The organism is Pseudoalteromonas luteoviolacea NCIMB 1944 (genome assembly GCF_001625565.1).
Classification (GTDB): Bacteria; Pseudomonadota; Gammaproteobacteria; order Enterobacterales; family Alteromonadaceae; genus Pseudoalteromonas; species Pseudoalteromonas luteoviolacea_F.
Map to the genome: position 1 here is coordinate 1 of NZ_AUXS01000038.1, position 22,814 is coordinate 22,814.

The 22,814-nt window shown below is 43.8% G+C and carries 20 protein-coding genes; 9 read left to right on the top strand and 11 right to left on the bottom strand.

What is annotated here, in order from left to right:
• The 3 genes from N483_RS27275 to N483_RS14065 form a co-directional block, all read left to right on the top strand.
• Positions 1-380 (top strand): hypothetical protein (locus N483_RS27275; RefSeq protein WP_196764407.1); only part of this gene is annotated, 380 nt, incomplete at its 5' end.
• Between the two features lie 301 nt (positions 381-681).
• Entirely contained in the window at positions 682-2,748 is a 2,067-nt protein-coding gene (locus tag N483_RS14060; protein WP_023400248.1) for a S9 family peptidase, read from the top strand.
• 48 nt (positions 2,749-2,796) lie between these two features.
• Positions 2,797-3,198, top strand: coding sequence for a hypothetical protein (locus N483_RS14065; RefSeq protein WP_023400247.1), 402 nt, complete (start codon positions 2,797-2,799; stop codon positions 3,196-3,198).
• Here the strand turns inward: N483_RS14065 and N483_RS14070 are convergent.
• On the bottom strand, positions 3,195-3,662 hold the full coding sequence (locus tag N483_RS14070; RefSeq protein WP_023400246.1) for a Dps family protein: 468 nt from the start codon (positions 3,660-3,662) through the stop codon (positions 3,195-3,197). The two genes, N483_RS14065 and N483_RS14070, sit on opposite strands and share 4 nt — an antisense overlap.
• A 353-nt stretch (positions 3,663-4,015) precedes the next feature.
• Between N483_RS14070 and N483_RS14075 the strand changes: the two genes are divergently transcribed.
• Positions 4,016-4,225 carry a hypothetical protein gene (locus N483_RS14075; RefSeq protein ID WP_023400245.1) on the top strand — a complete coding sequence of 70 codons (210 nt, stop codon included), beginning with the start codon at positions 4,016-4,018 and terminating at the stop codon, positions 4,223-4,225.
• A 1-nt stretch (position 4,226) separates the two neighbouring features.
• Here N483_RS14075 and N483_RS14080 read toward each other — a convergent pair whose 3' ends face one another.
• Together N483_RS14080 and N483_RS14085 are read right to left on the bottom strand one after the other, a co-directional pair.
• Entirely contained in the window at positions 4,227-4,832 is a 606-nt protein-coding gene (locus N483_RS14080; protein ID WP_023400244.1) for an alpha/beta hydrolase, read from the bottom strand.
• 8 nt (positions 4,833-4,840) lie between these two features.
• The gene (locus N483_RS14085; RefSeq protein ID WP_023400243.1) at positions 4,841-5,377 is read right to left on the bottom strand and encodes a YaeQ family protein; all 537 of its coding nucleotides are present in this window, start codon (positions 5,375-5,377) and stop codon (positions 4,841-4,843) included.
• A 103-nt stretch (positions 5,378-5,480) separates the two neighbouring features.
• Between N483_RS14085 and ylqF the strand changes: the two genes are divergently transcribed.
• Positions 5,481-6,425: a ribosome biogenesis GTPase YlqF gene (gene ylqF, locus N483_RS14090; RefSeq protein WP_023400242.1), complete on the top strand. Its 945-nt coding sequence runs from the start codon at positions 5,481-5,483 to the stop codon at positions 6,423-6,425.
• Here ylqF and N483_RS14095 read toward each other — a convergent pair whose 3' ends face one another.
• On the bottom strand, positions 6,426-7,835 hold the full coding sequence (locus N483_RS14095) for a sensor domain-containing diguanylate cyclase (RefSeq protein ID WP_036976682.1): 1,410 nt from the start codon (positions 7,833-7,835) through the stop codon (positions 6,426-6,428). It lies immediately after the preceding gene.
• Positions 7,836-9,342: 1,507 nt separating this feature from the next.
• On the opposite strand from N483_RS14095, the gene N483_RS14100 reads away from it, so the two are divergent.
• The 4 genes from N483_RS14100 (at position 9,343) to N483_RS14115 (ending at position 14,631) form a co-directional block, all read left to right on the top strand.
• Positions 9,343-10,644 (top strand): GntP family permease, encoded by a 1,302-nt coding sequence (locus N483_RS14100; RefSeq protein ID WP_023400240.1) that lies wholly within the window; start codon positions 9,343-9,345, stop codon positions 10,642-10,644.
• 118 nt (positions 10,645-10,762) lie between these two features.
• Entirely contained in the window at positions 10,763-11,551 is a 789-nt protein-coding gene (locus N483_RS14105) for a TIGR00266 family protein (protein WP_023400239.1), read from the top strand.
• A gap of 163 nt (positions 11,552-11,714) precedes the next feature.
• Complete coding sequence (fusA, locus tag N483_RS14110) at positions 11,715-13,802, top strand: elongation factor G (RefSeq protein WP_023400238.1); 2,088 nt, start codon at positions 11,715-11,717, stop codon at positions 13,800-13,802.
• A gap of 403 nt (positions 13,803-14,205) precedes the next feature.
• A complete protein-coding gene (locus N483_RS14115) occupies positions 14,206-14,631 on the top strand; it encodes a hypothetical protein (protein WP_023400237.1) in 426 nt (141 codons plus the stop codon).
• 35 nt (positions 14,632-14,666) lie between these two features.
• Here N483_RS14115 and N483_RS14120 read toward each other — a convergent pair whose 3' ends face one another.
• The 7 genes from N483_RS14120 to tatB all read right to left on the bottom strand — a co-directional run bounded on the left by N483_RS14120 (position 14,667) and on the right by tatB (position 22,809).
• Positions 14,667-17,396: an ExeM/NucH family extracellular endonuclease gene (locus tag N483_RS14120; protein WP_036976669.1), complete on the bottom strand. Its 2,730-nt coding sequence runs from the start codon at positions 17,394-17,396 to the stop codon at positions 14,667-14,669.
• A 145-nt stretch (positions 17,397-17,541) separates the two neighbouring features.
• The gene (gene hemB, locus N483_RS14125; RefSeq protein ID WP_023400235.1) at positions 17,542-18,549 is read right to left on the bottom strand and encodes a porphobilinogen synthase; all 1,008 of its coding nucleotides are present in this window, start codon (positions 18,547-18,549) and stop codon (positions 17,542-17,544) included.
• 1 nt (position 18,550) lies between these two features.
• Entirely contained in the window at positions 18,551-20,437 is a 1,887-nt protein-coding gene (locus N483_RS14130) for a sensor domain-containing diguanylate cyclase (RefSeq protein WP_023400234.1), read from the bottom strand.
• The gene (locus N483_RS14135; protein ID WP_036976667.1) at positions 20,434-21,225 is read right to left on the bottom strand and encodes a TatD family hydrolase; all 792 of its coding nucleotides are present in this window, start codon (positions 21,223-21,225) and stop codon (positions 20,434-20,436) included. Before N483_RS14135 ends, N483_RS14130 begins: the two co-directional genes overlap by 4 nt.
• Positions 21,226-21,726 (bottom strand): protein of unknown function (DUF3121), encoded by a 501-nt coding sequence (locus tag N483_RS14140; protein WP_023400232.1) that lies wholly within the window; start codon positions 21,724-21,726, stop codon positions 21,226-21,228.
• Positions 21,719-22,465: a twin-arginine translocase subunit TatC gene (gene tatC, locus N483_RS14145; protein ID WP_023400231.1), complete on the bottom strand. Its 747-nt coding sequence runs from the start codon at positions 22,463-22,465 to the stop codon at positions 21,719-21,721. Before tatC ends, N483_RS14140 begins: the two co-directional genes overlap by 8 nt.
• 26 nt (positions 22,466-22,491) lie before the next feature.
• Positions 22,492-22,809, bottom strand: a complete 318-nt coding sequence (gene tatB / locus N483_RS14150; RefSeq protein ID WP_023400230.1) for a Sec-independent protein translocase protein TatB — start codon at positions 22,807-22,809, stop codon at positions 22,492-22,494.
• Positions 22,810-22,814 lie beyond the last annotated feature (5 nt).

The following is a 22,814-nucleotide window of genomic DNA, read 5'->3' on the forward strand; positions in this document are numbered from 1 at the left end:
AAGCAGAAGCAGAAGCAGAAGTCGAGGACGCAACATCTGTGAGTGCAGTGGCTGATTACTTAAAAGCAGAAAGTGGTAAACCTAATGGGAGGGTGAGCATGTTCTTTGTTACTACCCGTCTAGAAGGTGGAAAACAGGTGCCTGTAGGGGCATGTAAATTTTGTCAGATGCAGTATGACGTCAATTTTAGAGAGTTAGTAAATGGAGACACTGCGGTTTCCATGCCTGTGGGTGACGGCTCTAGTACCGTTGAAAATGCTGAATATAGAAACAGAGAGAATTCTATTCGTAATTTATTAGGTGAGCTTGAATTCAAGTGTATCCCTACGTACACCAATTCAGGAAGTGGCCTGATTTTAAAATGGTATGCTCGTATATGAAGCAACACAGAGAATATACGCGTTAGTAGCGCCGTGATGGCAGGCCCAGTCTAGTGCTGGGCTTGTCTGGTTGTCATACCGCTGGCTTATACCTTAACTTAGTTTTGTAGATTAAAGTTATAAAGTAACACTTTTCAAGTTCGTCTCATGCTTTATCAATATTTTTAAATTCACCGATATGACGTATGTCGCACATGTGTAATTTGCCATTTATATATCTGTGTAAGTTAATGGCACAACACTGTACCTCACCTTGAGCTATGTTAAACTGGATGAATAATAACAAATCAGGAACAGATATATGACCAAAGCGCTTACCCCGCCAGTGGCTAAAAAAGTACCACATGAAATGGAAATTCATGGGCATCAAAGGACAGATAATTATTACTGGATGCGTGATGATAAGCGTCAAAATGACGAGATATTAGCCCACTTAAAAGCTGAAAATGACTACTGTGAAGCGGTGATGGCACCGCAAAAAAGTCTTCAAGACCAGCTGTTTGAAGAAATGAAAGGGCGTATCGTCAAAGATGATTCATCCGTGCCAGTAAAAGATGGTCGCTATTGGTATACCAATGAGGTAAGTGGTGAGGAAGAGTATGGCCGTCACTATCGTGCGTTGAATGAAGCGATGGAAGACAAAAGCTTATTGCTCGATGTCAATGAGTTGGCCAAAGAGTTTGAATACTATGAATTGGCAGACTTGACAGTAAGTCCAGATGATAACTTACTGGCGTATAGCGAAGACACCGATGGCCGCCGCATTTATACCGTGAAGTTTAAAGATTTAACCACAGGTCAAATGTTGGAAGATTGCCTCCTTGAAACGGAAGGTGAAGTGATCTGGGCCAATGACAATCGTACTTTATTTTACGTAAAAAAAGACCTTCAAACCCTACTTGGGTTTCAAGTCTATCGTCATGTTCTAGGTACGCCACAAAGTGAAGATGTACTTGTTTACGAAGAGCAAGACAGTCAATATTACATGGGCTTAGGTAAAAGCCGCGACGACAGCCAAATCTTTATTTACTTATCTGCGACAGAAACCAGTGATGTTCTTTATCTTGATGCTGAGCAGCCTATGGGCGATTTCCAGCGACTGTTAGCACGTCAAGAGGGCCATGAATATGGCTTAGATAAGTTTGGCGAATATTATTACCTACTGACCAATAGTGATGCGAAAAACTTTCGCATGATACGTGTTGCATTAGATGCGGTAAATGACCCTAGTCAATGGCAGGAATTAATCGCACATCGTAAACATGTGTTGTTGGAAGGTTTAGAGCTGTTTGACTCGCACTTTGTGATCACGGAACGGGAAATGGGTCAGATCCGCTTTGTGGTCCACGATTACGCGGGGGCGAGCTATCAGCTGGGTTTTGCCGATGAGTGTTATTACGCTGGCTTAGGGTATAACCCGGAGCCGAGTTCCTCGTCGGTGCGCATTACTTATTCAAGTCTAACGACGCCAAGCAGCGTTTATGAGTGTGATTTGGCTACGGGACAAAAAACACTGAAGAAGCAAATAAAAGTACTAGGAGACTTTAAGCCACAGGACTATGCATCTGAGCGTCTACATATCACGGCCCGCGATGGTGAAAAAGTACCTGTTTCTATTGTGTATCGTAAATCTCTTTTCAATAAAGATGGTACCAACCCGTTGTTGCAATATGGTTATGGTGCCTACGGTTATACCATAGATCCGCTGTTTTCCAGCTCGACACTGAGTTTATTAGATAGAGGGTTTGTCTATGTAATTGCGCATATTCGCGGCTCGGAAATGCTCGGTCGCCAGTGGTATGACAATGGTAAAAAGGCCAATAAAGAAAATAGCTTCAATGACTTTGTGGATGTGACGCGTGCTTTAATTACGCAACAGTACGGCGCGACAGATAAGATCTTTGCATCTGGTGGCAGTGCAGGTGGATTATTAATGGGGGCGGTGATGAATCAGGCGCCAGAGCTGTATTTAGGTGTTGGTTGTCATGTGCCATTTTTGGATGTATTGACCACCATGCTTGATGAATCTATTCCTTTAACGACCAATGAATATGACGAGTGGGGCAATCCTAATCAGTTAGCCGATTACGAGACAATTTTATCCTATTCTCCCTATGACAATTTAGCGGCGAAGGACTATCCTAATACTTTGGTCACTACTGGTCTACATGACTCGCAAGTCCAATACTGGGAGCCAATGAAATGGGTTGCCAAGCTCAGAGAACTTAAAACTGACGACAACCTATTGGTATTTAAAACAGATATGGATGCGGGGCACGGTGGTGCTTCAGGCAGATTTAAGAGCTTACATGAAAAAGCGTTAGAAATGGCGTTTTTCATATCTTTGCTGCCACAACCAACTGACTAATTAACCATTGCGTTGTGCAGGCATCGCGACCTTGGTTTAGGAGGGGGGATGTTTTCAGCACACGGTCAATGGCAAATTGATATTGCTCCGCCTACGGTGTTTGTCAAATTAGTTGGCGCATTTAACTGTGAGGGAGTGATAGCGCTAGAGCAGGACGCACTTAAACGTTGGCAAGCATTTAAACCGGGCCAATTACAATGTGCAGTGGTCAATTTGAGTGATTTTGAAATGACCACGCTGGACAGTATGTCGGCCCTCAAAACATATTGTAAAGATATGGAAGTACGTGGCTATCGCAGGATTGACTATATAGGTATCGATGCATTGTCACGTAAAGTCATTCGTGAGCTATGGGCTGACAGCAACATCAAGATACAGCTATACCTTGATGTTGCAGCATATCTGAGTCAGCACCCGGCATACCGAGGTGCTGCGCCTTGGTTGGACTAACCTAGGTAAGCTTTGAGCATCCACACCAGTTTTTCTTGTTCGGTAATGTAATCACTCATCAAAGAGGCTGTGCCTTCGTCTTCTGCATCTGCGGCTTGAGCCAGAATTTGACGCTGTGACTTAATCAATTGTGTAAAACCAGCAAGGAGTGTTGCAACCGCTTCAGGACCATTTTGGATATCTTTTGCTTCAACAATTTCACTGGCGCTTAAGTAGTCGCTAAAAGCATGTAATGGCGTACCTTCAATGGTGAGAATGCGCTCCGCTAACTCATCCACTTTCAACAGCAATTGATTATAAATTTCTTCAAACTTCACATGTAGTTCAAAAAATTCACGGCCTTTGATATTCCAATGAAAGCTGCGGGCATTCATATATTGGATCTGGTAGCTGCTCAATAATATGTTTAATGCTGCAACCAGTTGTTCACTTTTTTGTTCATCTAAACCGATACTGTTCGTCATAATTTGCTACCTTGTATTTTTAATCCGTGTACTTCACGGCGCTTTAAAAAGTGTGTCACTGTGTGACCTTGTATGCTTTACAGTGTGGCTGAATGACAGGTAAAAGACTAACGATTAAAACCGATTATCGCCATCGAAAAAGCGGGTTGAGCTTGCTTAAACCTTGCCAATGTGTTCAATCATTCATCAACTTTTTGATCCACAACAAACTCAACTTAGTGTCTATTTAGAGTGATTTTACTGCTTGATGTAGGTCAAAAATCATACTTTTATTCAAGCCATAATGATTATGCAAAGCGCCCATTTTGTTTTATTTGAGCCATTTTCAGGGCGTTATTTTTAAGGAGAGCACTATGAAAGGTAAAACAGAATCACAACATAAAGGTGAGCTTACCGTGGTTGTCATTGCGCTGGTGACTTTTGTGGTCGGGTTGGTAGGTCATTTGGCTGGTGCAAGTTATGCCAACTCTGACAGCTTTGGATACTTGGCGGCACCTGTTCCACTGATCACAGGTATCATTGCCCTAGTTGCATATAAAGTGGCACAAAAAGCCGATAAATAGTTTAAGTATCGCGACTGATGACCTCAATAATATAGTCCATCACGCTGCGAGAGTAGATTAACGTGGTATGGCTGCGGTGGAAGATTTTGTGCTCGGCCATACCTTTTAATTTGGTTTCATCCAATAAAACTGTGCCATCTGAGCGACTGCCTTTTTGTAACAATGGCATTAAGCCGAGCGGCAGATCGCCTGCAATGCTGTAAAGGCGTGCAGAAAATGGCCAGGTATTGGTTTCACTCAACAAATATTCGACACTATTTTTTAGCAAGCCATCAAGGCCTTTGTCATGCATATGTTTTGCAATGGCGCTGCCCTTATGTGGCGTGCCAAGCGTGATGACTTTTTTGACGTACTGACTTTGCTGGGACGCATTGGTTAAGTAATCTCTGGCTACCAAGCCCCCCATTGAATGGCAGACAAAAGCAGTGGGTTTATCACCGATAAACTGATCTATTTGATTGAAGATTGCCTGTCTGTTCGGGTCGAGCGTGTTGTAACTTAAATTTAGAATCTCACATCCGGTTTTTTCTAACCGAGTACAAAGCGGCTGCATCACAAAACCTGACATATAGAGCCCGTGAAGGACGACGATCCGCTTTATTTTCATGTTGAACCTTACTTAAGTTGTTGTGGCACTATTTGCACACTATGAGATGAGTCGCTGAGCCATATTTCGCCATCTTGGATGGTGGCTGTCAAATCCATGGAGCGGGCGAAAAGCTCAGTCATTTGTGAAGTCGCAGAATAAGGCAAGCTGTATACGGTCAAATTACTATATTGATTTGCAGCTGATTGATTTTTCTTCCACCAAATCTCTTGGGTATTCTCGCCATAAGTGTATAGCACCACTTGCTGTGAACGCACAGCCGCTTTTTTAAGCCGCTTCTCATCAGGTAAACCAACATCAATCCACAGCTCAATATCATCGGTCAGGTTTTTCTGCCATGCCGCAGGCTCATCATCTACACACAGCCCCTTGGTAAAGCTCAACTCTTCGGTGTACTGCAAAATATAGGCAAGCAAACGCACCATCAATCGCTGTTCATTTTCAGAGGGATGCTGTGCCAAAGTTAGTGACTTATCGGTATAGACATGCCTATCCATATCACTGATATTTAGGTGTGCTTTTAGAATTGTAGATTTTAGGGCCATGTTAATATGCTGAGAGTTTTTAAAGGCCCAGTATATCAAGATTTATCTATCTGGTGCGTTTTACGTTAAAATAGTCACAGATTTTAGTTTTGGAGAGATTTTTATGGCCATCCAATGGTTTCCTGGACATATGAATAAGGCGCGCAATGAGATCAAAGAGATCATGCCGCAAATGGATGTCATTATTGAAGTACTTGATGCGCGTATTCCGTATAGCAGTGAAAACCCAATGGTTGCGCAATTACGCGGTGACAAGCCGGTCATCAAAATCTTAAACAAAGCGGACTTAGCAGATCCCGAGATGACTAAAGCTTGGATGGCTTATTTTGAGCAAGAGGATGGGGTGAAAACCTTATCATTTGGTCATGACAAAGCGGCTGAAGTACATCGCATTAATGCACTGTGTAAAAAGTTGGCGCCACATAAGGTGGGTCAAGATAAGCAGTTAAAAGCCATGATCATGGGTATTCCTAATGTTGGCAAATCAACACTTATCAATATATTAGCTGGCCGCATTGTGGCAAAAACAGGTAATGAGCCGGCGGTAACCAAGGCGCAGCAACGTATTCGCTTAGAAGACGGTATTATGCTGTATGACACACCGGGCATGTTGTGGCCAAAAGTAGAAAACGAAAACTCGGGCTATCGCCTAGCCGCAACGGGTGCTATTCGTGATACCGCCATTAACTATGAAGAAGTGGCGAGTTATACCGCTGAGTATCTACTTAATGCATACCCTGAATTATTAAAGAGCCGCTATAAAATAGATGAGCTGCCAGACTGCGACTGGACATTCATTGAAATGGCCGGGCGTAAACGCGGCTGTATTCGCGGTGGTAATCAGGTGGACACCCATAAAATGTCAGAGATCCTCATCAATGAGTTGCGTGATGCGGTGCTTGGCCATGTGACGATGGAAACGCCGCAAATGCGTGAAGAAGAAGAACAGATGGTCGCTGAGATCCGCGCCGCAGCTGAAGCTAAAAAAGCGGCTCGCGAAGAAGAGAAGCGTCAGCGCCGCGCGCGCGCGAGAAAAAACCGCCGCTAATTAAGCGGCTTCAGCCAGCACTGAGCGATTTCGTCCAGTGCTTTTTGCCTGATACAAAGCGGCATCAGCGCGTTTGAGCAGACCATCTTCTGATTCGTCAATATGATATTGTGCAATGCCGATACTGGCGGTGACCTTGACTTCACAGTGGCTCACTTTGAGCTCCTGATGGATGGCATCGCCGACTTCGCGTCCTTGAGCTAAATCTGTTTTTGGTAATAAGACAACAAACTCCTCTCCACCCCAACGACATACCGTACCTCGTTCACCTACAACTGTTTTACAGATATGTGCAACGTGCTCCAGTACTTTGTCTCCGACAAGGTGTCCATGGCGGTCATTGACCTGTTTAAAGTGATCAATATCCAGCATCATCATCACTAGGGGTGAAAACTGGTTACGCGCTTTTTGTAATTCAAGTTGCAGCTTTGGCTCAAAAGCTTGGCGGTTGTAAGTACTCGTCAGCTTGTCGTAGGTCGCCATTTTTTCAAGGCGTTTTTGGTAATGATTAAAAGTGAGTTGAGCACTAAATAAAATGACGCTGGTTATGACTATGCCCATCAGCAAGTTGATATATAGGCTTTCTGAGACGGAATTATCCTGATCCAGTGATTGTTCGACAATGAGATACCAGCCGAAATGCTCCAAATAGCGAGAATTAATAAATAGCGTCGTGTTTTCTTGTTCTAGACGTAATTTATAGTTTTTATTGTCCAACAACTTAGCGCCGTGGTGACCAAACTTATCAGCGAGGGAGTAGTGGGTAAAGGTTGTGTCGTTATAAAACAATAGGCGGCCTTTGTGATCGATAAAATAGATTTTTCTATCGTAAGTATGCTGATATTTATCGATTAAACGCTTTAAATGGTCAAGCTTGATGCCAACACCTGTGATCCCCTTCACTTTCTTGTCGACCATAATTTTGTGGTTCACGAATATTGTCGCCTGGTGGTCGTCTCTTGGGTCTAAGTCAACATTGAGGGTGTAAGGTGCTGCGTTGTCCATGGTTTCTTGGTACCACTCATCTCGTGTATCAAGTGTGGTGTATTTACCATCATAGCGGTAGTAGGTTTTGTCATCACTGGTAACTAAAAAGCTGGTTACCGCATTAAAATCACTGCGTGTTTGGCGTAAATACTGAAATAAAACGTCCGGTTTTTTATCAGGTTCAGCTAACCAGGTGTGCAAAAAAGTATTGTTGGCCATTTGAGAGGAGATAATGATCGGAGCTTGCAACTGTTTTTGCAGATCGGTGTGGATCAGGTGACTGGTCAATGGCAGTGCGTCATTTTCAATACCGCGAAACAGTGATTGTTTGGCAATGAGTAAACTAAACCAGCTGGTAAATATGAATCCGGCTAATAAAAGCACCGTCAATATGCAGTTATATCGGTATCGTGTGTTAGTCATTGCACTAGATATTGGAACAAAGAGGTCGAGACTGTAGCAGTCAGGGTGAAACCATTCCATTACACTAGATTACAGCTGTTTTTTGCCTGTAATAAAAAAGGCCCTGTAAGGGCCTTTTAGGTTCATATCTACCGTCACCGATATGAGCAATGTAGCAAGTAAAATAGTAAGTTGGTTGTTAGTGACTCACGTTAAGGGGCGTTAATGCTCATCACTGACAACCTGTGGCTGTTTACGTGCGCCACACGTGTTTTTCGGGGTCGAGAAACAAAATCTGAGTACGTCAACAAAGTGAGAGGTTGTTCGCTTTGTTGAGATTGATTATCAATTAGATTTGGACCGGTGTCAATACATATTTGAAAATAATTCTCATTTGTATTTTTGGGGCTGAATTTGGGGTGTACTTTGTGCGTCGTTGGAAGTGATGTGGCTTTCGGTAAAGCAGGCCTTGTAGTGTGGCATTTATATTGAGTGGTTAACAACTGATAAGAATGGCAAGTAATAAAAAAGCCCGCAATCGCGGGCCTTTTTTGATCATATCTACCGTCACCGATATGAGCAATGTAGCAAGTAAAATAGTAAGTGGGTTGAGTGTGCTTTACTTAAGGGGCGTTAAGGTAAAGCACATGCAACCTATGCATTTTACGTGTGCACCACGTGTTTCAGGGTCTTGAAACAATTTAGCGTACTTAACAAAATGAGCCGTCTACTCGTTTTGTTGAGATTGATTATCAATTGTATTTTGATCTATGTCAATATTATTTTGAAAATAATTCTCATTTAGATCTTGGTGGCTGAAAACCTTGGTCAGTGCTGTAAATACGAGCAGGTGAGATTATGTAATGCTCAATAGTGTTGGGTAATAGAGTGGTGTGTTGATCTTGCTCTGAATATAGAAAAGCCCGCGGGTCAAGCGGGCTTTTTGTGTTCATATCTACCGTCACTGATATGAGCAATGTAGCAAGTAAAATAGTCGGTCTTTACAGGTTGCTTTAGGGGCGTAAAGCAACGCGTTATTACCTAGCGTGTTACGTTCGCTCAACGTGTTTCAGGGTCGAGAAACAAAATTAGAGTACTTCAACAAAATAAACCGTCACTTACTTTGTTGAGATTGATTATCAATAACATTTGACTTGGTGTCAATACTTATTTGCAAATAATTCTCATTTATTTTTTGTGTTATCAACGCATGTGTCAGATGGCATATTGCCCATTGGTATAATGTGCATGGATATGTGTTGAAAAGTGGAGCTACGCAATCGCTCTTTTTACAAGGAGGTGATATACGTAATTTGGACTACTTACATACTATCTTGCTTTTTGTGTACGAATATTAGCGGGCTTTTCTGAATAGAGCGGCTCAAAAACGAATATCTCAATCCAGACTGTGTGACTCAGAGTACATTTTTCAATACAGCGCCATAGAGTTTAGCAACCTAACTATGCTGTATTTTATCTATAGAACGAGGTATAAAAGTTACATAAAAATAACAAAAGAGGTGGTTTCATGGTCAGTACTTTGGGGTTGATCTTTGCATTAGGTGCGCTGATCTGGCTGACATTACGGGGAATGAACCTGTTTATTACGGCGCCTTTGTGTGCTGTGCTGGTGGCGCTTAGCAGTAATATTGCGCTGTTTAATGGTGCTGAGGGAGGCAATTTTGTTTCCTTATATATGGCGGGGTTTGGCGGTTTTATTCAAGCTTGGTTTTTTATGTTTTTACTGGGGTCACTGTTCGGTAAATTTATGGAGGACACAGGGGCAGCAGACGCCATAGCGCGTTACATCACTGACAAAATAGGTATGAAACATGCCGTTTTTGCGATAGTGCTGGCCTGTGCACTGCTTACCTATGGTGGTGTTAGCGTATTTATTGTGGCCTTCTCCGTGTATCCAATGGCACTGAGCTTATTTAAAGATGCAAACTTACCCCGGCGGTTTATTCCTGCTGTACTGGCATTTGGTTCGGTCACTTTTACAATGACCTCCGCGGGGTCGCCCGAAATACAAAATTGGATCCCGATTAAGTATTTAGGGACCTCCCCTTATGCGGCCTGGCAGGAGAGCTTGGTTGTCGCAGTTTTTATGGCAGTTTTGGGTTACTTTTTACTCGTTAAAATGATTAAAAAAGCAGTGGCAAATGGTGAGCAATTTGTCGCAAGGCACGATGACCCCATCGAAGACAGCCGTCACCTTCCTCATCCAATCACCGGTCTTTTACCGCTGTTTGTGGTACTGGCTTTGTCATTTTTTCTGCATGAGAAATTACAGCAAAGTGCGTTGATTGTGGCATTACTTGGCGGTGTTTTGACGATCTTGGCAGTGAATTTTAGATATTTTAAAGACATCTCTAAAGCCATTAATTTGGGGACCACGGGGGCGCTAGTGGCGATTGGCAATACCGCTGCTGTGGTGGGTTTCGGCGCAGTGGCCAAGGGCACCCCAGCATTTCAAGAAGCCGTTGCTTTGATGACTTCTATTCCTGGCAATGAGCTGCTTGGCGCCGCCATTGCGATCAGTGTAATTGCCGCACTGACCGGTTCAGCATCTGGTGGGCAAGCAATTGCATTACCGCTGGTCGCGCCACACTATCTGGATCTGGGTGTAGACGAAAATCAATTGCACCGGGTGGTGGCAATTAGTTCCGGAGCTTTGGATACCTTACCGCACAATGGCTACGTTGTGACAACAGTCCGCGCGATTTGTGGCGAAAAGCATCAGGACGCCTATTGGCCATTAGCTGTTTTAACAGTATGTGTTCCTTTATTGGGCGTGGCCTTGATACTTGGATTGTTCATTTGGTTTTAATCGCAAGGTAGTACGTTAGCTTAACGGTTGTCATGCAAAATTCATTGCGTTGTACTAACTTTGACAAACACAAGGGCTGAGTCATATCAGCAAACAGAGCACATAAAAGGAGAAAAATATGCATTGTCATGAAATTGATTACGAAATCATTGGCGAATCTATGCAAATGGTTGAAGTGGAGCTCGATCCAAATGAAACGGTGATAGCGGAAGCTGGCGCCATGAACTATATGCAAGATGGCATTAGCTTTGAGGCTAAAATGGGTGATGGCTCGGATGTCGACCAAGGGTTTATGGGGAAGTTATTTAGTGCAGGCAAGCGTTTAATAAGTGGTGAGTCGCTATTTATGACGCATTTCACCAATGAAGGCAGTGGCAAAAAACGCGTGGCTTTTGCAGCGCCTTTTCCAGGCTCTATCTTGGCGTTAGATATGGCGACGTTAGGTCAGTCAGTTTACTTGCAAAAAGATTCATTTTTATGTGCGGCACTGGGGACCAAAGTTGATATTGCATTTCAGCGCAAACTCGGCGCCGGTTTTTTTGGTGGTGAAGGGTTTATTTTGGAGCACTTACAAGGTGACGGAATGGCATTTGCCCACGCCGGTGGCACCGTTGTAGAAAAGCAGCTCAACGGAGAAACCCTCAGAGTGGACACAGGCTGTGTGGTTGGTTTTAGTGAAGGCATAGAGTTTGATATCGAGCGTGTCAAAGGTCTAAAAAGTATGTTCTTTGGAGGAGAAGGCCTCTTTTTGGCAACTTTGCGTGGTCATGGCACTGTTTGGATCCAAAGTTTACCATTCTCGAGGTTGGCGGATCGTGTACTTGAACATGCGCCAAAACATGGCGGCAGCAGGCAGGGTGAAGGCTCTGTGTTAGGCAGTGTTGGCGATATTATTGACGGTGATTAAGCTCAAACACGGCTTATTTAATGCAGTTCAACAATGCAATATCGCAGCGAATGCGTTTTAATTGCAAATTGGCTGCATTTTAATCGACTTCAAGGATGATGTTCGCCTAAAGAGGTGATATACTCCCGCCGAATAATTTTTCTACTTTAAATAGAGTAAAACAATGGCAGATTTATCGAAATACAGAAACATTGGTATTTTCGCGCACGTTGATGCGGGTAAAACTACTACCACTGAGCGTATTCTTAAGCTTACTGGTAAGATTCACAAAACTGGTGAAGTACACGATGGTGAGTCAACTACTGACTTCATGGAACAGGAAGCAGAGCGTGGTATTACTATCCAGTCAGCAGCTGTTACTTGTGAGTGGAAAGGCCACCGTTTAAACGTTATCGATACTCCTGGACACGTTGACTTCACAGTTGAAGTATACCGTTCACTTAAAGTTCTTGACGGCGGTATCGGTGTATTCTGTGGTTCTGGTGGTGTTGAGCCTCAGTCAGAAACTAACTGGCGTTATGCGAACGAATCAGAAGTTGCACGTTGTATCTTCGTAAACAAACTAGACCGTATGGGTGCTGACTTCTACCGCGTAGTAGGTCAAGTAGAGAAGGTACTTGGCGCAAACCCACTAGTTATGACTCTTCCTATCGGTATCGAAGATCAGTTCACAGGTGTTGTTGACGTACTAACGAAAAAAGCATACATCTGGGACGAGACTGGCCTTCCAGAAAACTACGAAATCACTGACGTTCCAGCTGACATGGTTGAGAAAGTTGAAGAGTACCATGAGATGCTAGTTGAGTCTGCTGTTGAGCAAGACGACGACCTAATGGAAGCATACATGGAAGGTGAAACTCCTTCACTAGAGCAAATCAAAGCTTGTATCCGTAAAGGTACACGTGACCTTGCTTTCTTCCCAACTTTCTGTGGTTCTGCATTCAAAAACAAAGGTATGCAGCTAGTACTAGACGCAGTTGTTGATTACCTACCTTCTCCAACAGAAGTTGATCCTCAGCCTCTAACTGATCCTGAAACTGGTGAGCCTACTGGTGACGTTGCGACAGTTGACGCAGAAGAGCCACTTAAAGCGCTTGCGTTCAAAATCATGGACGACCGTTTCGGTGCACTTACGTTCATCCGTATCTACGCTGGTCGCATGAAGAAAGGTGACACGATCCTTAACTCTGCAACTGGTAAAACTGAGCGTATCGGCCGTATGGTTGAGATGCAAGCAGACGAGCGTAACGAACTTACTGAAGCACAAGCTGGTGACATCATCGCAGTTGTAGGTATGAAGAACGTTCAAACTGGTCACACGCTATGTGATCCTAAGCACGAATGTACTCTAGAAGCGATGATCTTCCCTGATCCGGTAATCTCTATCGCTGTTGCACCTAAAGATAAAGGTGGTAACGAGAAGATGGGTATCGCTATCGGTAAGATGGTTGCAGAAGATCCGTCATTCCAGGTTGAGACTGATGAAGATTCAGGTGAAACTATCCTTAAAGGTATGGGTGAGCTTCACCTAGACATCAAGGTAGACATCCTTAAGCGTACTTACGGCGTTGAGCTAGTTGTTGGTCAGCCTCAGGTTGCTTACCGTGAAACTATCACGCAAGAAGTTGAAGACAGCTACACGCACAAGAAGCAGTCTGGTGGTTCTGGTCAGTTCGGTAAGATCGACTACCGCATCAAGCCAGGTGAAGTTGGTTCTGGTTTCACGTTCTCATCTTCAGTTGTTGGTGGTAACGTACCTAAAGAATTCTGGCCTGCAGTTGAGAAAGGCTTCGCGTCAATGATGGAAGAAGGTGTTCTAGCTGGCTTCCCTGTACTAGACGTTGAAGTTGAGCTATTCGACGGTGGTTTCCACGCAGTTGACTCATCAGCAATCGCTTTCGAAATCGCTGCTAAAGGCGCTTTCCGTCAGTCTATCCCTAAAGCGGGTGCACAACTTCTTGAGCCAATCATGAAAGTTGACGTGTTCACGCCAGATGACAACGTAGGTGACGTAATCGGTGACCTTAACCGTCGTCGTGGTATGATCAAAGACCAAGAAGCTGGCGCAATGGGCGTTCGTATCAAGGGTGAAGTACCTCTATCTGAAATGTTCGGATACATTGGTCACCTACGTACTATCACGTCTGGTCGTGGTCAGTTCTCAATGGAATTCTCTCACTATGCACCATGTCCGCAAAACGTTGCTGACGCGGTAATCGCTGCAGAGAAAGAAAAGAAAGCTGCTAAGTAATTAGCCCATTACTTTCTTTTTATAAAAACCGCCTTAGGGCGGTTTTTTTATATCACCTCTTTATCAACCTACTTAGTAAATTGGTTCATTTGGTACTTTCAAACCTCATTTAATGAATTTATTTATTTGTAAAATGTAAATAATTGTCAAGGGATAATTCCAATCCTTTTGGATTCAATCCAATTTAAAAGATACATCTTTATTATTAAGTAAAACTATTTATCAATAGGTTAAGTTGACTTATTTTTCTGTTCAAACATATCAAGCATAATTCTGCTGTTTAAATTAACACCGTATTGTTGAAAAAAACTATCAAGCGAACTTGATTTAGGGACATGGCGTATTTATCATGTGCGGCTTGTAGTCTTTCGGTGAGTGAATTGAGTAAAATTTGGAGGTACTCATGAAAACAATCAACTTGCAAATCAACTGGTACGTGTATTCATTACAGTTGCTGGTGTTTGTTCTACTGTACGTAATGTTTTTGAAGTTTGAGCTCGCAATGATGGCAAAACTGATCGGTGGTGTCGGTAGTATTGCAACTATGCTGTCAGTGGTTAGTGTTATCTTTGGGAAAAAATACGTTCACATTGATAAGGCAGGTTTTAGTTATCGGATTTTTTCTAAAACATGTTATTTGCATTCCGATGATATTAAAGCGTTAAAAGTCACTAAAATAGCTGGTTCATACATACTCACGGTGCAGTTAAAGTCAAATAAGCAAACTTATTTTCCATATTGGATGGCGGATCAAGATGAGGTGCAAAGAGCTGCGAAGCAGTTTGGTTGTGCACTTGTCGGTGCGTCGCTCTCAGAAGTTAAAGCTTAATAAAAAAGCGCCGTAAGGCGCTTTTTTATTGCATGCTATTTATGTGTACGACGTCTGAAAGCGAAAGGAAGCGCGAGTAGGCTTAACCAGCCAAAGCTACCACTTTGCTCTTCATCGGTGTCATCGACATTTTCAATATGAATAATAACTTCAACTTGTTCAGAAAGGTTCCCTGCAGAGTCCTGTGCTTGAACAAGTAAATTTAGACGATTATCAAATTCATAATCGAGTTCACCTGTGGTAACGATCTGTCCATTGGCATTAATTCGCACCGCAGTACTGCCGGAAACAATGAATTTCTCAACGGGTGTCTCTTCTGCATCTCTATCAATAAAGTCAAGTATGCCGATCACAGAGTTGATTGGCGTGTCTTCTTTGACTGAAAAGCTTTGGCCTGTTGTGATCTCTGGAACCGGGTTCACTGGTGGTATTGGTGCTTGAGTTTTAAACTCAACAATCACTGGATCGTGATCTGATGCACGATACATGTGCTCAGCATATAAGGCGGCAACATGATGCTCTGATTTGAATTCCGTATTGTAATCGAGCGCGATAGGCTCATCCGCACTGATATGCCAATCTGTTGCATCAGTCACTTTATCTAGTAGAGATTGACTTGCCAGAGCATGGTCTAAGCTCCCGATACGAGCGCCGTAGCTATATGAGTAGCTGTGTGTATTGCCATCAATATGGTGGATCACATTGTGCAAGCCTTGGGTAGCAAACTCAGAGATTGGGTCTTCTTTCGCATAGGCATTCATATCACCAACGAGTAGGATATCTGCATCTTGGTTGCCTGTCGGCTTGCTGTTTAACCACTCAGTAAAAAGAGCTGCAGCTTGTGTGCGTGTCGCGTTCCAGCAACCTTGACCATCATTTTGGTCTTTATCTAGCCCCTCAGCCTTACTACAGCTTCCTTTGGAGCGAAGGTGACCTACCGCAAAAGTAAACTCTTCACCTGTGCTGATAGCGCGGAAACTTTGGGCAATTGGTGGACGGTTCCCATAGTCGAACGGCTCTGCTGTGGTAAAGCTTGCAACGCCTGCTTCTGCCACTTTATCTGCACGATAAATAATGGCTGAAGTGATGGCATCTGTCCCAATCTGGTCTGTATTGAAATTCACAAATGCATATTGTTTGCTGGTGTCTGCTGCATTGAGTGCATTGACCAAAGATGCAATTGCGCTGAGTTCGCCAAAGCCGTCATTTTCTACTTCCATTAAACCGAGTACGTCAGCATCTAATGCTGTGATTGCCGATACCAGTTTAGCTTGTTGGCGCTGTAGCTCTGCCTCGTTGTCTGCGCCACGCGGTGTTGGGAAGCCACCACCTTGGCCATCACCATTGAAGTAATTTAAGACATTGAAACTTGCAATACGTAGATCGCCTTCTTCACTTAGCTCAGGCGCATCAGTGCGCGGATTGGTATTGACGAACTCGGGCGCTGTAGTTGGGTGAATACGATATTTGCTAAAGCTGTATGCTACGACACCGGTTACGCTGTTCGTACTGTCACCTAAACGCAGTGTGTTATATGCATCAAAGCCTGTGCTAGGGTAAGGAACTGTTTCTGGGTTTTGCGTTGTGGAGCCGTCATCAAGCGTGATTGCTTTTAATTTGTTGGCGGCTTCTACTGCATTGGCGGCTTCACCTGGCTCAGCAACTTGGGTGCTTTGATACAGTCTTTCAGACGCAAGGCCTAGTTCGCCGTAGCGAGAAAGGCCATAATTATCTGTAACATAAAGCGGCTGGTTGATGGTAACTAACATGCCTTCAATTGCTTCAAAATCACTGAGATCACTGACCGGTAGTGTCAGTTGGGTTGCTTTGAATTCAGCACTACCACAGATTTCAACTTGCTCTATATTGCCCAGTTGTGTTGAATTGTAGAACTCCTGAACTGTGCCTTTAACACGTACGGTATCACCAACGTTTACGTCTGAATTTGCATCGTAAATAAATAGACCTTCAGACGTGCTTGGGTCGGTATCCATATGAGCAGATAGAGACTGTACAAAGAACCCCTTAAGCTGGTTGTCTGCTTGCAAATCAGCAGTTACAACGCCCTCTAAGGTAACGACTTGATCTTTAAGCGGGCTAATTTCACCGCTACCCTGAATCGCGTTAATTGTGGTGATCGGATCGCCGCACACTAAAGGCTCTGCTGGCGGCTCGATTGGTTCTTCACCACCGTCGTCTGTACTGCTCTGGCCGTGCACTCCTAACCCAGAAAAGTCGTCTTTGTCGAATTGTAACCATTGTTCACTCGGGTCAAAAGCAGCGTCAGCGGTATTTCGGCCGGTCGTGATTTCAGATTTACGACGCAGTGTTTTATCTTTTGTAATTACACCGCCGCCCTCCCAGTTGGAGCCTGGATCTGTGCCCAATTGACCGAAACTGTCAACAATGGCATCTCCTTTATGCAGTACGACCGCATCATCACCATTAAACCAGCTACCGCCGACATCTAAATCGGCTTTATCTTTGATTAGCGCCACGGCATTGCTATTGGCAATGACAAAAGTACCTTTGGCTGCGATTGAACCACTCAAAGAGATATTGTTAGATGCACTGGTATTGCCGTTAGAGTAGTAACTCAAGGTGTAGTCTGACAGAGAAATCGTTTCATCAGATGTGTTGTATAGCTCTATCGCCTTATTATTCGAGCTACCCTCAATATACTCTGAAATAATGACTTGAGCTTGCGCAGATGCGGTTGTTGCAGCGATTAGCATCGCCAGTGGTGTTAGTTTTGTTTTTATCATAGTTGTCCCGTGTAGTGTATTTAGGCCCAAAAGGGGCCGACAGCTTACGGGGAGTATGTTACACATTAATGAATAAATGTTAATAATCAAGATAAAAAAAAGGAGCAATTTATTGCTCCTTTATAAAATATTCTTTAATTTTTAATTATTCATTGAGCCAGATCGCGACTTGTTTGGCAAAGTAGGTCAAAATACCATCAGCACCAGCGCGCTTAAATGCTAAAAGAGATTCCATGACGACAGGTTTTTCTGCGAGCCAACCATTGTCAATGGCCGCCTTATGCATTGCATACTCACCACTGACTTGATAGGCAAATGTTGGTACACCAAATTCGTCTTTCACTCTTCTGACTACGTCGAGATAGGGCATACCTGGTTTTACCATCACCATGTCAGCACCTTCTTGCAGATCTAGCGCAACTTCACGCAGTGCTTCATCCGAGTTTGCAGGATCCATTTGATAGGTTTTTTTGTCAGCGCCTTTCAAATTGCCTGCTGAACCAACCGCATCTCTGAATGGGCCGTAGTAACTTGACGCATACTTAGCTGAGTAGGCCATGATACGTGTATGAATATGACCAGCTTCTTCTAGGGCGTCGCGGATGGCTCCGATACGACCATCCATCATGTCTGACGGTGCCACAACATCCGCTCCAGCTTCTGCATGAGAAAGCGCTTGCTTAATTAAGATTTCAGTCGTGACATCATTTATTACATACCCACTGTCATCTATGATGCCGTCTTGGCCATGAACTGTGAATGGATCTAGTGCTACATCAGTGATCACACCTAGTTCAGGACAGGCAGCCTTGAGTGCTTGAATAGTGCGCTGTGCGAGGCCTTCAGGGTTATATGCCTCTTCCGCCATGAGAGATTTCTTATCCGCTGGTGTAACTGGAAAGATAGCGATAGCTGGCACGCCTAATGTGTGAAGCTGTATTGCTTCTTCTACGAGTAAATCGATGGACAAACGCTCGATCCCCGGCATTGAGGGAATGGCTTCACGGCGGTTTTTCCCTTCTAAGACGAAGACAGGATAAATTAGATCGGCAACGGTTAAAGTGTTTTCACACATTAAACGGCGAGAGAAGCCGTCACGACGCATACGTCGCATACGTGTGTAAGGAAATAGATCTAGTCCTGATTGAGCCACATTAAGTCTCCTGCTTATGTTGATAAATACAAACCTGATTGCGCCCTTGTTGTTTAGCTTCATAAAGTGCTTTGTCAGCGAAATCAGTGAATAGGGTCGGGTTTTGTGTATCTTGTGCGATGGCGCTGTAAAGACCAGCGCTGGCTGTGAACTGAATGCTTTGATCCGCGATATTGACCGTGCAAGTTGCCGTTGCTTGACGAATTTTTTCAGCAAGCTCCTGTGCGCCAGTTGCATCAGTATTAGGTAATAAAATCACAAACTCTTCACCGCCATAACGAAAGACTTCATCATGAGGTCGTTTCAAATGTTGTTGAATGGTATTGGCAAAAGCACAAATGGTTTGATCCCCAGCTAAGTGACCGTATACATCGTTGACTCGCTTAAAGTGATCAATATCGAGCATAATCACACTTAAGGTGGTTTGTTCTCGGCGAGAGCGCCTGACTTCCATCATTAGGCGTTTATCGAAATAACGGCGGTTTTTCACTTTGGTTAATGGATCTTCCATATTGAGCCGCTCAAGTTCTCGATTTTTTTCTTCTAATTCACGCAGTGTGACTTGCAGCTCAAATGTGCGCTCATCAATACTGCTTTCTAGGTCTTGTTGTGCCTGTTCATGGATCATCAGTTTTTCTTTAAGAAGCGCATCTTCTGCACGTGTTTTAGCCAATTTCTGCTCTTGTTGTTTGATATGGCTTTCACGTTCGAAAATGTACTGTTTGGCCAGTGCATAACTAATATAGATACACACAAATAGCGAACACACATAGGTTACTGGACGTTCAAGCAAAGCGCCCGAAAGGAGTCCGAGCTCAAAACCAAATTGATAGCATAAAGATATCATCAAACTTAGGTATACAGTTAGCGCAGGTATTCTTTGACTGAGTTTTTGTAACGGCGACTTGATGGTGATCACAAAAAAGTATACTACCGAGGTGATGGCAAAGGCATAAGCCACTTTAAGTGCCATGGTGATGGGTAAAAATGTGCACAACAAAGTGATAACAAGGCCACCCGCAAGCAGGTATTTTAACCAGCTATCTACATTGGGAGCTGTGCTAATCGGCAATATTCGGCTGCGTAAAATTGGAATAATCGCTAACGTTGACAGGAGAACTAGAATGCTTTGTCCGTATTGTTGCATCCATTGCCAGTCTGCATACAGGTACCTATAGCCAAAGCCATACAAATGCACTAGCAACAGCCATACACTAGACAGCAATAAAGTACCGTGAAGGAAGTACTTGCGGCGTGTAAAGCTGTACATGGTAAAGTTTGTCGCGATCATTGCCAGCAAGAAACCAGCTAAAATACCATAAATAAGATTAAACTTACTTTTATACTTTAAGTATTCCACCGGGTGCCACAAACTGAGTGGGATATTGAGGGCGCCATGGTGTTTGACTTTGAGGTAGAGCGTTGTCTGGCGCTTGCCGAGGAGCTCAAGGGGGATCAATTGTGCTTCGTGCTTAATTGGACGTTGCATCAAGGGCCTGCTGTCACCCAGATCTAGCGTCAATATGGCATGGTTCGGCTGCATGATATAAGCCGTGATATTGTCCAGTAGATTATTATTCACGCTGAGCAGCAGTGGTAATTCTATAAGGCTATCATTTCGAAGAACTACTTTGAGCCATACTTGTTGTTCAACTTCGCCTAAGTTAAGCGCCCCAGAATCATGATATTGCCATTTAGGGCGGCTGTTGAGTAAGTCTTGAATATTGTCAATCGTGGTTACTGTGTAGCTGAAAGGCATTGAGGCTTCATGCATAAATTGAGCATGGAGCTTGTAGGTGTTTGCTTGTGCCTCAGGGTTAAACTCGATGCTGGCAAACGCCTGATAAACGTTCAAAAGAAGAACTAGCAGCAACCATACCTTCATCATACAGTACTCTGTTTTTGCGCCATAAACAGCGCATTGAAGTTATCACGGCTATGGGCTGCAATGGTATCGACATCGGTGTTTTTTAGTAAGGCGATTTGCTCGGCAACAGCGTGTAAATAAGCTGGCTCATTGCGTCTAGATTTGGGTTTAGGCGACAGCGTACGTGGTAATAAATACGGGGCATCAGTTTCAATTAACAGCCTATCACTGGGAATATATTGAATCAATTCGCGCAATTGCTGGCCTCGTCTTTCGTCGCATACCCATCCCGTCACACCGATCATCAAGCCATAATCGAGATAAAACTTCAGTGCTTGGCGATCTCCTGTAAAACAGTGCAGCACCCCTTTGATGCGATGCTCCAAGAGCAAAGCGCGCATGCGCTCATAGGCATCGCGCTCATGAAGGTATGCTGGCATGTTCAATTGCTGTGCAAGCGCCAATTGGGCTCGACAGATCTTTTCTTGTTGGTCACGTGGTGAAAAGTCACGATTAAAGTCGAGGCCACATTCGCCAATGGCTACTACCTGTGGTGCACGTGCAAGCTGGGTTATTTGTGCAATATAATCTTCCGGCGCGTCTTTCGCATCGTGTGGATGGATCCCCGCCGTACTCACAAATTGGTGAGTTTTTGCCAAGTCGAGACTTTCGTGGCTAGTGATCAAATCACAGCCAATTAAGAGCATGTTATTGATTTTTGCGTCTTTGGCTCTTTGAATGACGTCGGCGCGATCTTTATCAAATTGCGCACTGGTTAAATTGACCCCTGCGTCGATCATTGTGTGCATTTATTTTATTCTTTTTACGCGAATTGTCCGGCTAGAACCCGATTTACTCATTAGAAAGGAGCTAAACGAGCCTCGTTTGATGGTGACAGAGTCACCTTGTTTCGCAAAAAACGCATCGCTGCCGATTTGTTTCCAAACTTGTTGGTTTGACAATTCAAATGTGCGTACTCCATGTGCTGATTTGTTCACTTGGGTAACTTTTGCAGTGATGTTGTCTACGTAGTCTTTTTGCTGTGTGATTTTATTTTCTAAACCAAAGCGCTCTGGCTGGGTAGAATTCGTTTGTTCGACTGCGTTGTGTTGGTGTGGTAACGCGGTGTTCGCCTGGTTATTTTTTACAACTTGTTTGCTCTGATATTGATTCATAAATTGATCATAGCATTGCAGTCGCTGTTGATCTTGCTGAATATTTTGGCAAGCTGTTAGGTTTGCATCAATCGTCTCATGGGCATGCGCTGCAATAGACGCACACAAGGTCATTAAGGCAAACCAATTATTCATTATTCATTTCCTGTTGCTGAGATTTTTTGCTGTATACACCAGCGAGTATAATGCCCATTTCAAATAATAATAGCATTGGCACGGCAAGTAAGGTTTGTGACAGTACATCTGGCGGTGTCAAAAACATGGCCACGACAAATACGCCGACGACAATATAAGGGCGTTTATCTCTTAAGCTTTGGGTTGTTGTTACACCGCTCCAACATAGCAACATGATGGCGACCGGAATTTCAAATGCAATGCCAAAAGCAAAAAAGAGTTTCAGAATAAAAGCGAGATAGCTACTAATATCTGGGGACAGTGTCATCATTGTTGGGCCAACGGCGGTAAAAAAGCCTAAAATAATTGGCATAACAACGAAGTAACAGAATGCAATTCCCGCATAAAAAAGCACAATACTGGAGAGCAGTATCGGCATTAACATGCGCTTTTCATGCTGGTACAACCCCGGTGCTAAAAAGCCCCAGACTTGATGCAAAATAAAGGGTATCGCCAAAAACAAAGAGACAAACAAAGTGAGTTTGAAAGGGGCAAAAAACGGCGCTGTCACGTCAGTTGCTATCATTGTGGCGTTCTCTGGCAGGCTTAATACCAGAGGGTTGGCAACAAAAGCATAGATATCATTGGCAAAATAAACCAAAGATAAAAAGATAACCAATACGCTAAGCAGGGCTTTGATAATTCGGTCTCTCAGTTCAATGAGGTGACCTATAAAACCACTGTTCTCCGATTCTGACATGGTGATTCCTGTTACTTCTGACGGGGCTAGTCTTTTTTCGATGTTTGTGTTGTGGAGTCACTTTGATAACTGTGGCGCACAGACTCTGCCGCCTTTTTGAGTTCGTCAACGGACTCCTGTAACTCCGGCGCTAAGTCATTCATGTTTTGTTGCTCAGCTTTTTTCAAATTGGCATGAAGTTCATGAACTCTGAGTTCTTCATTTACCTCAGCTTTTACTGAGTTAGCGACTGATTTTACGGTACGTATCCAGCGACTGACTGTTCGAATGGCCACGGGTAAGCGTTCCGGCCCCAGCACCACTAAACCGACAATCAAAATGACGACGAGCTCCCACATGCCCATGTAAA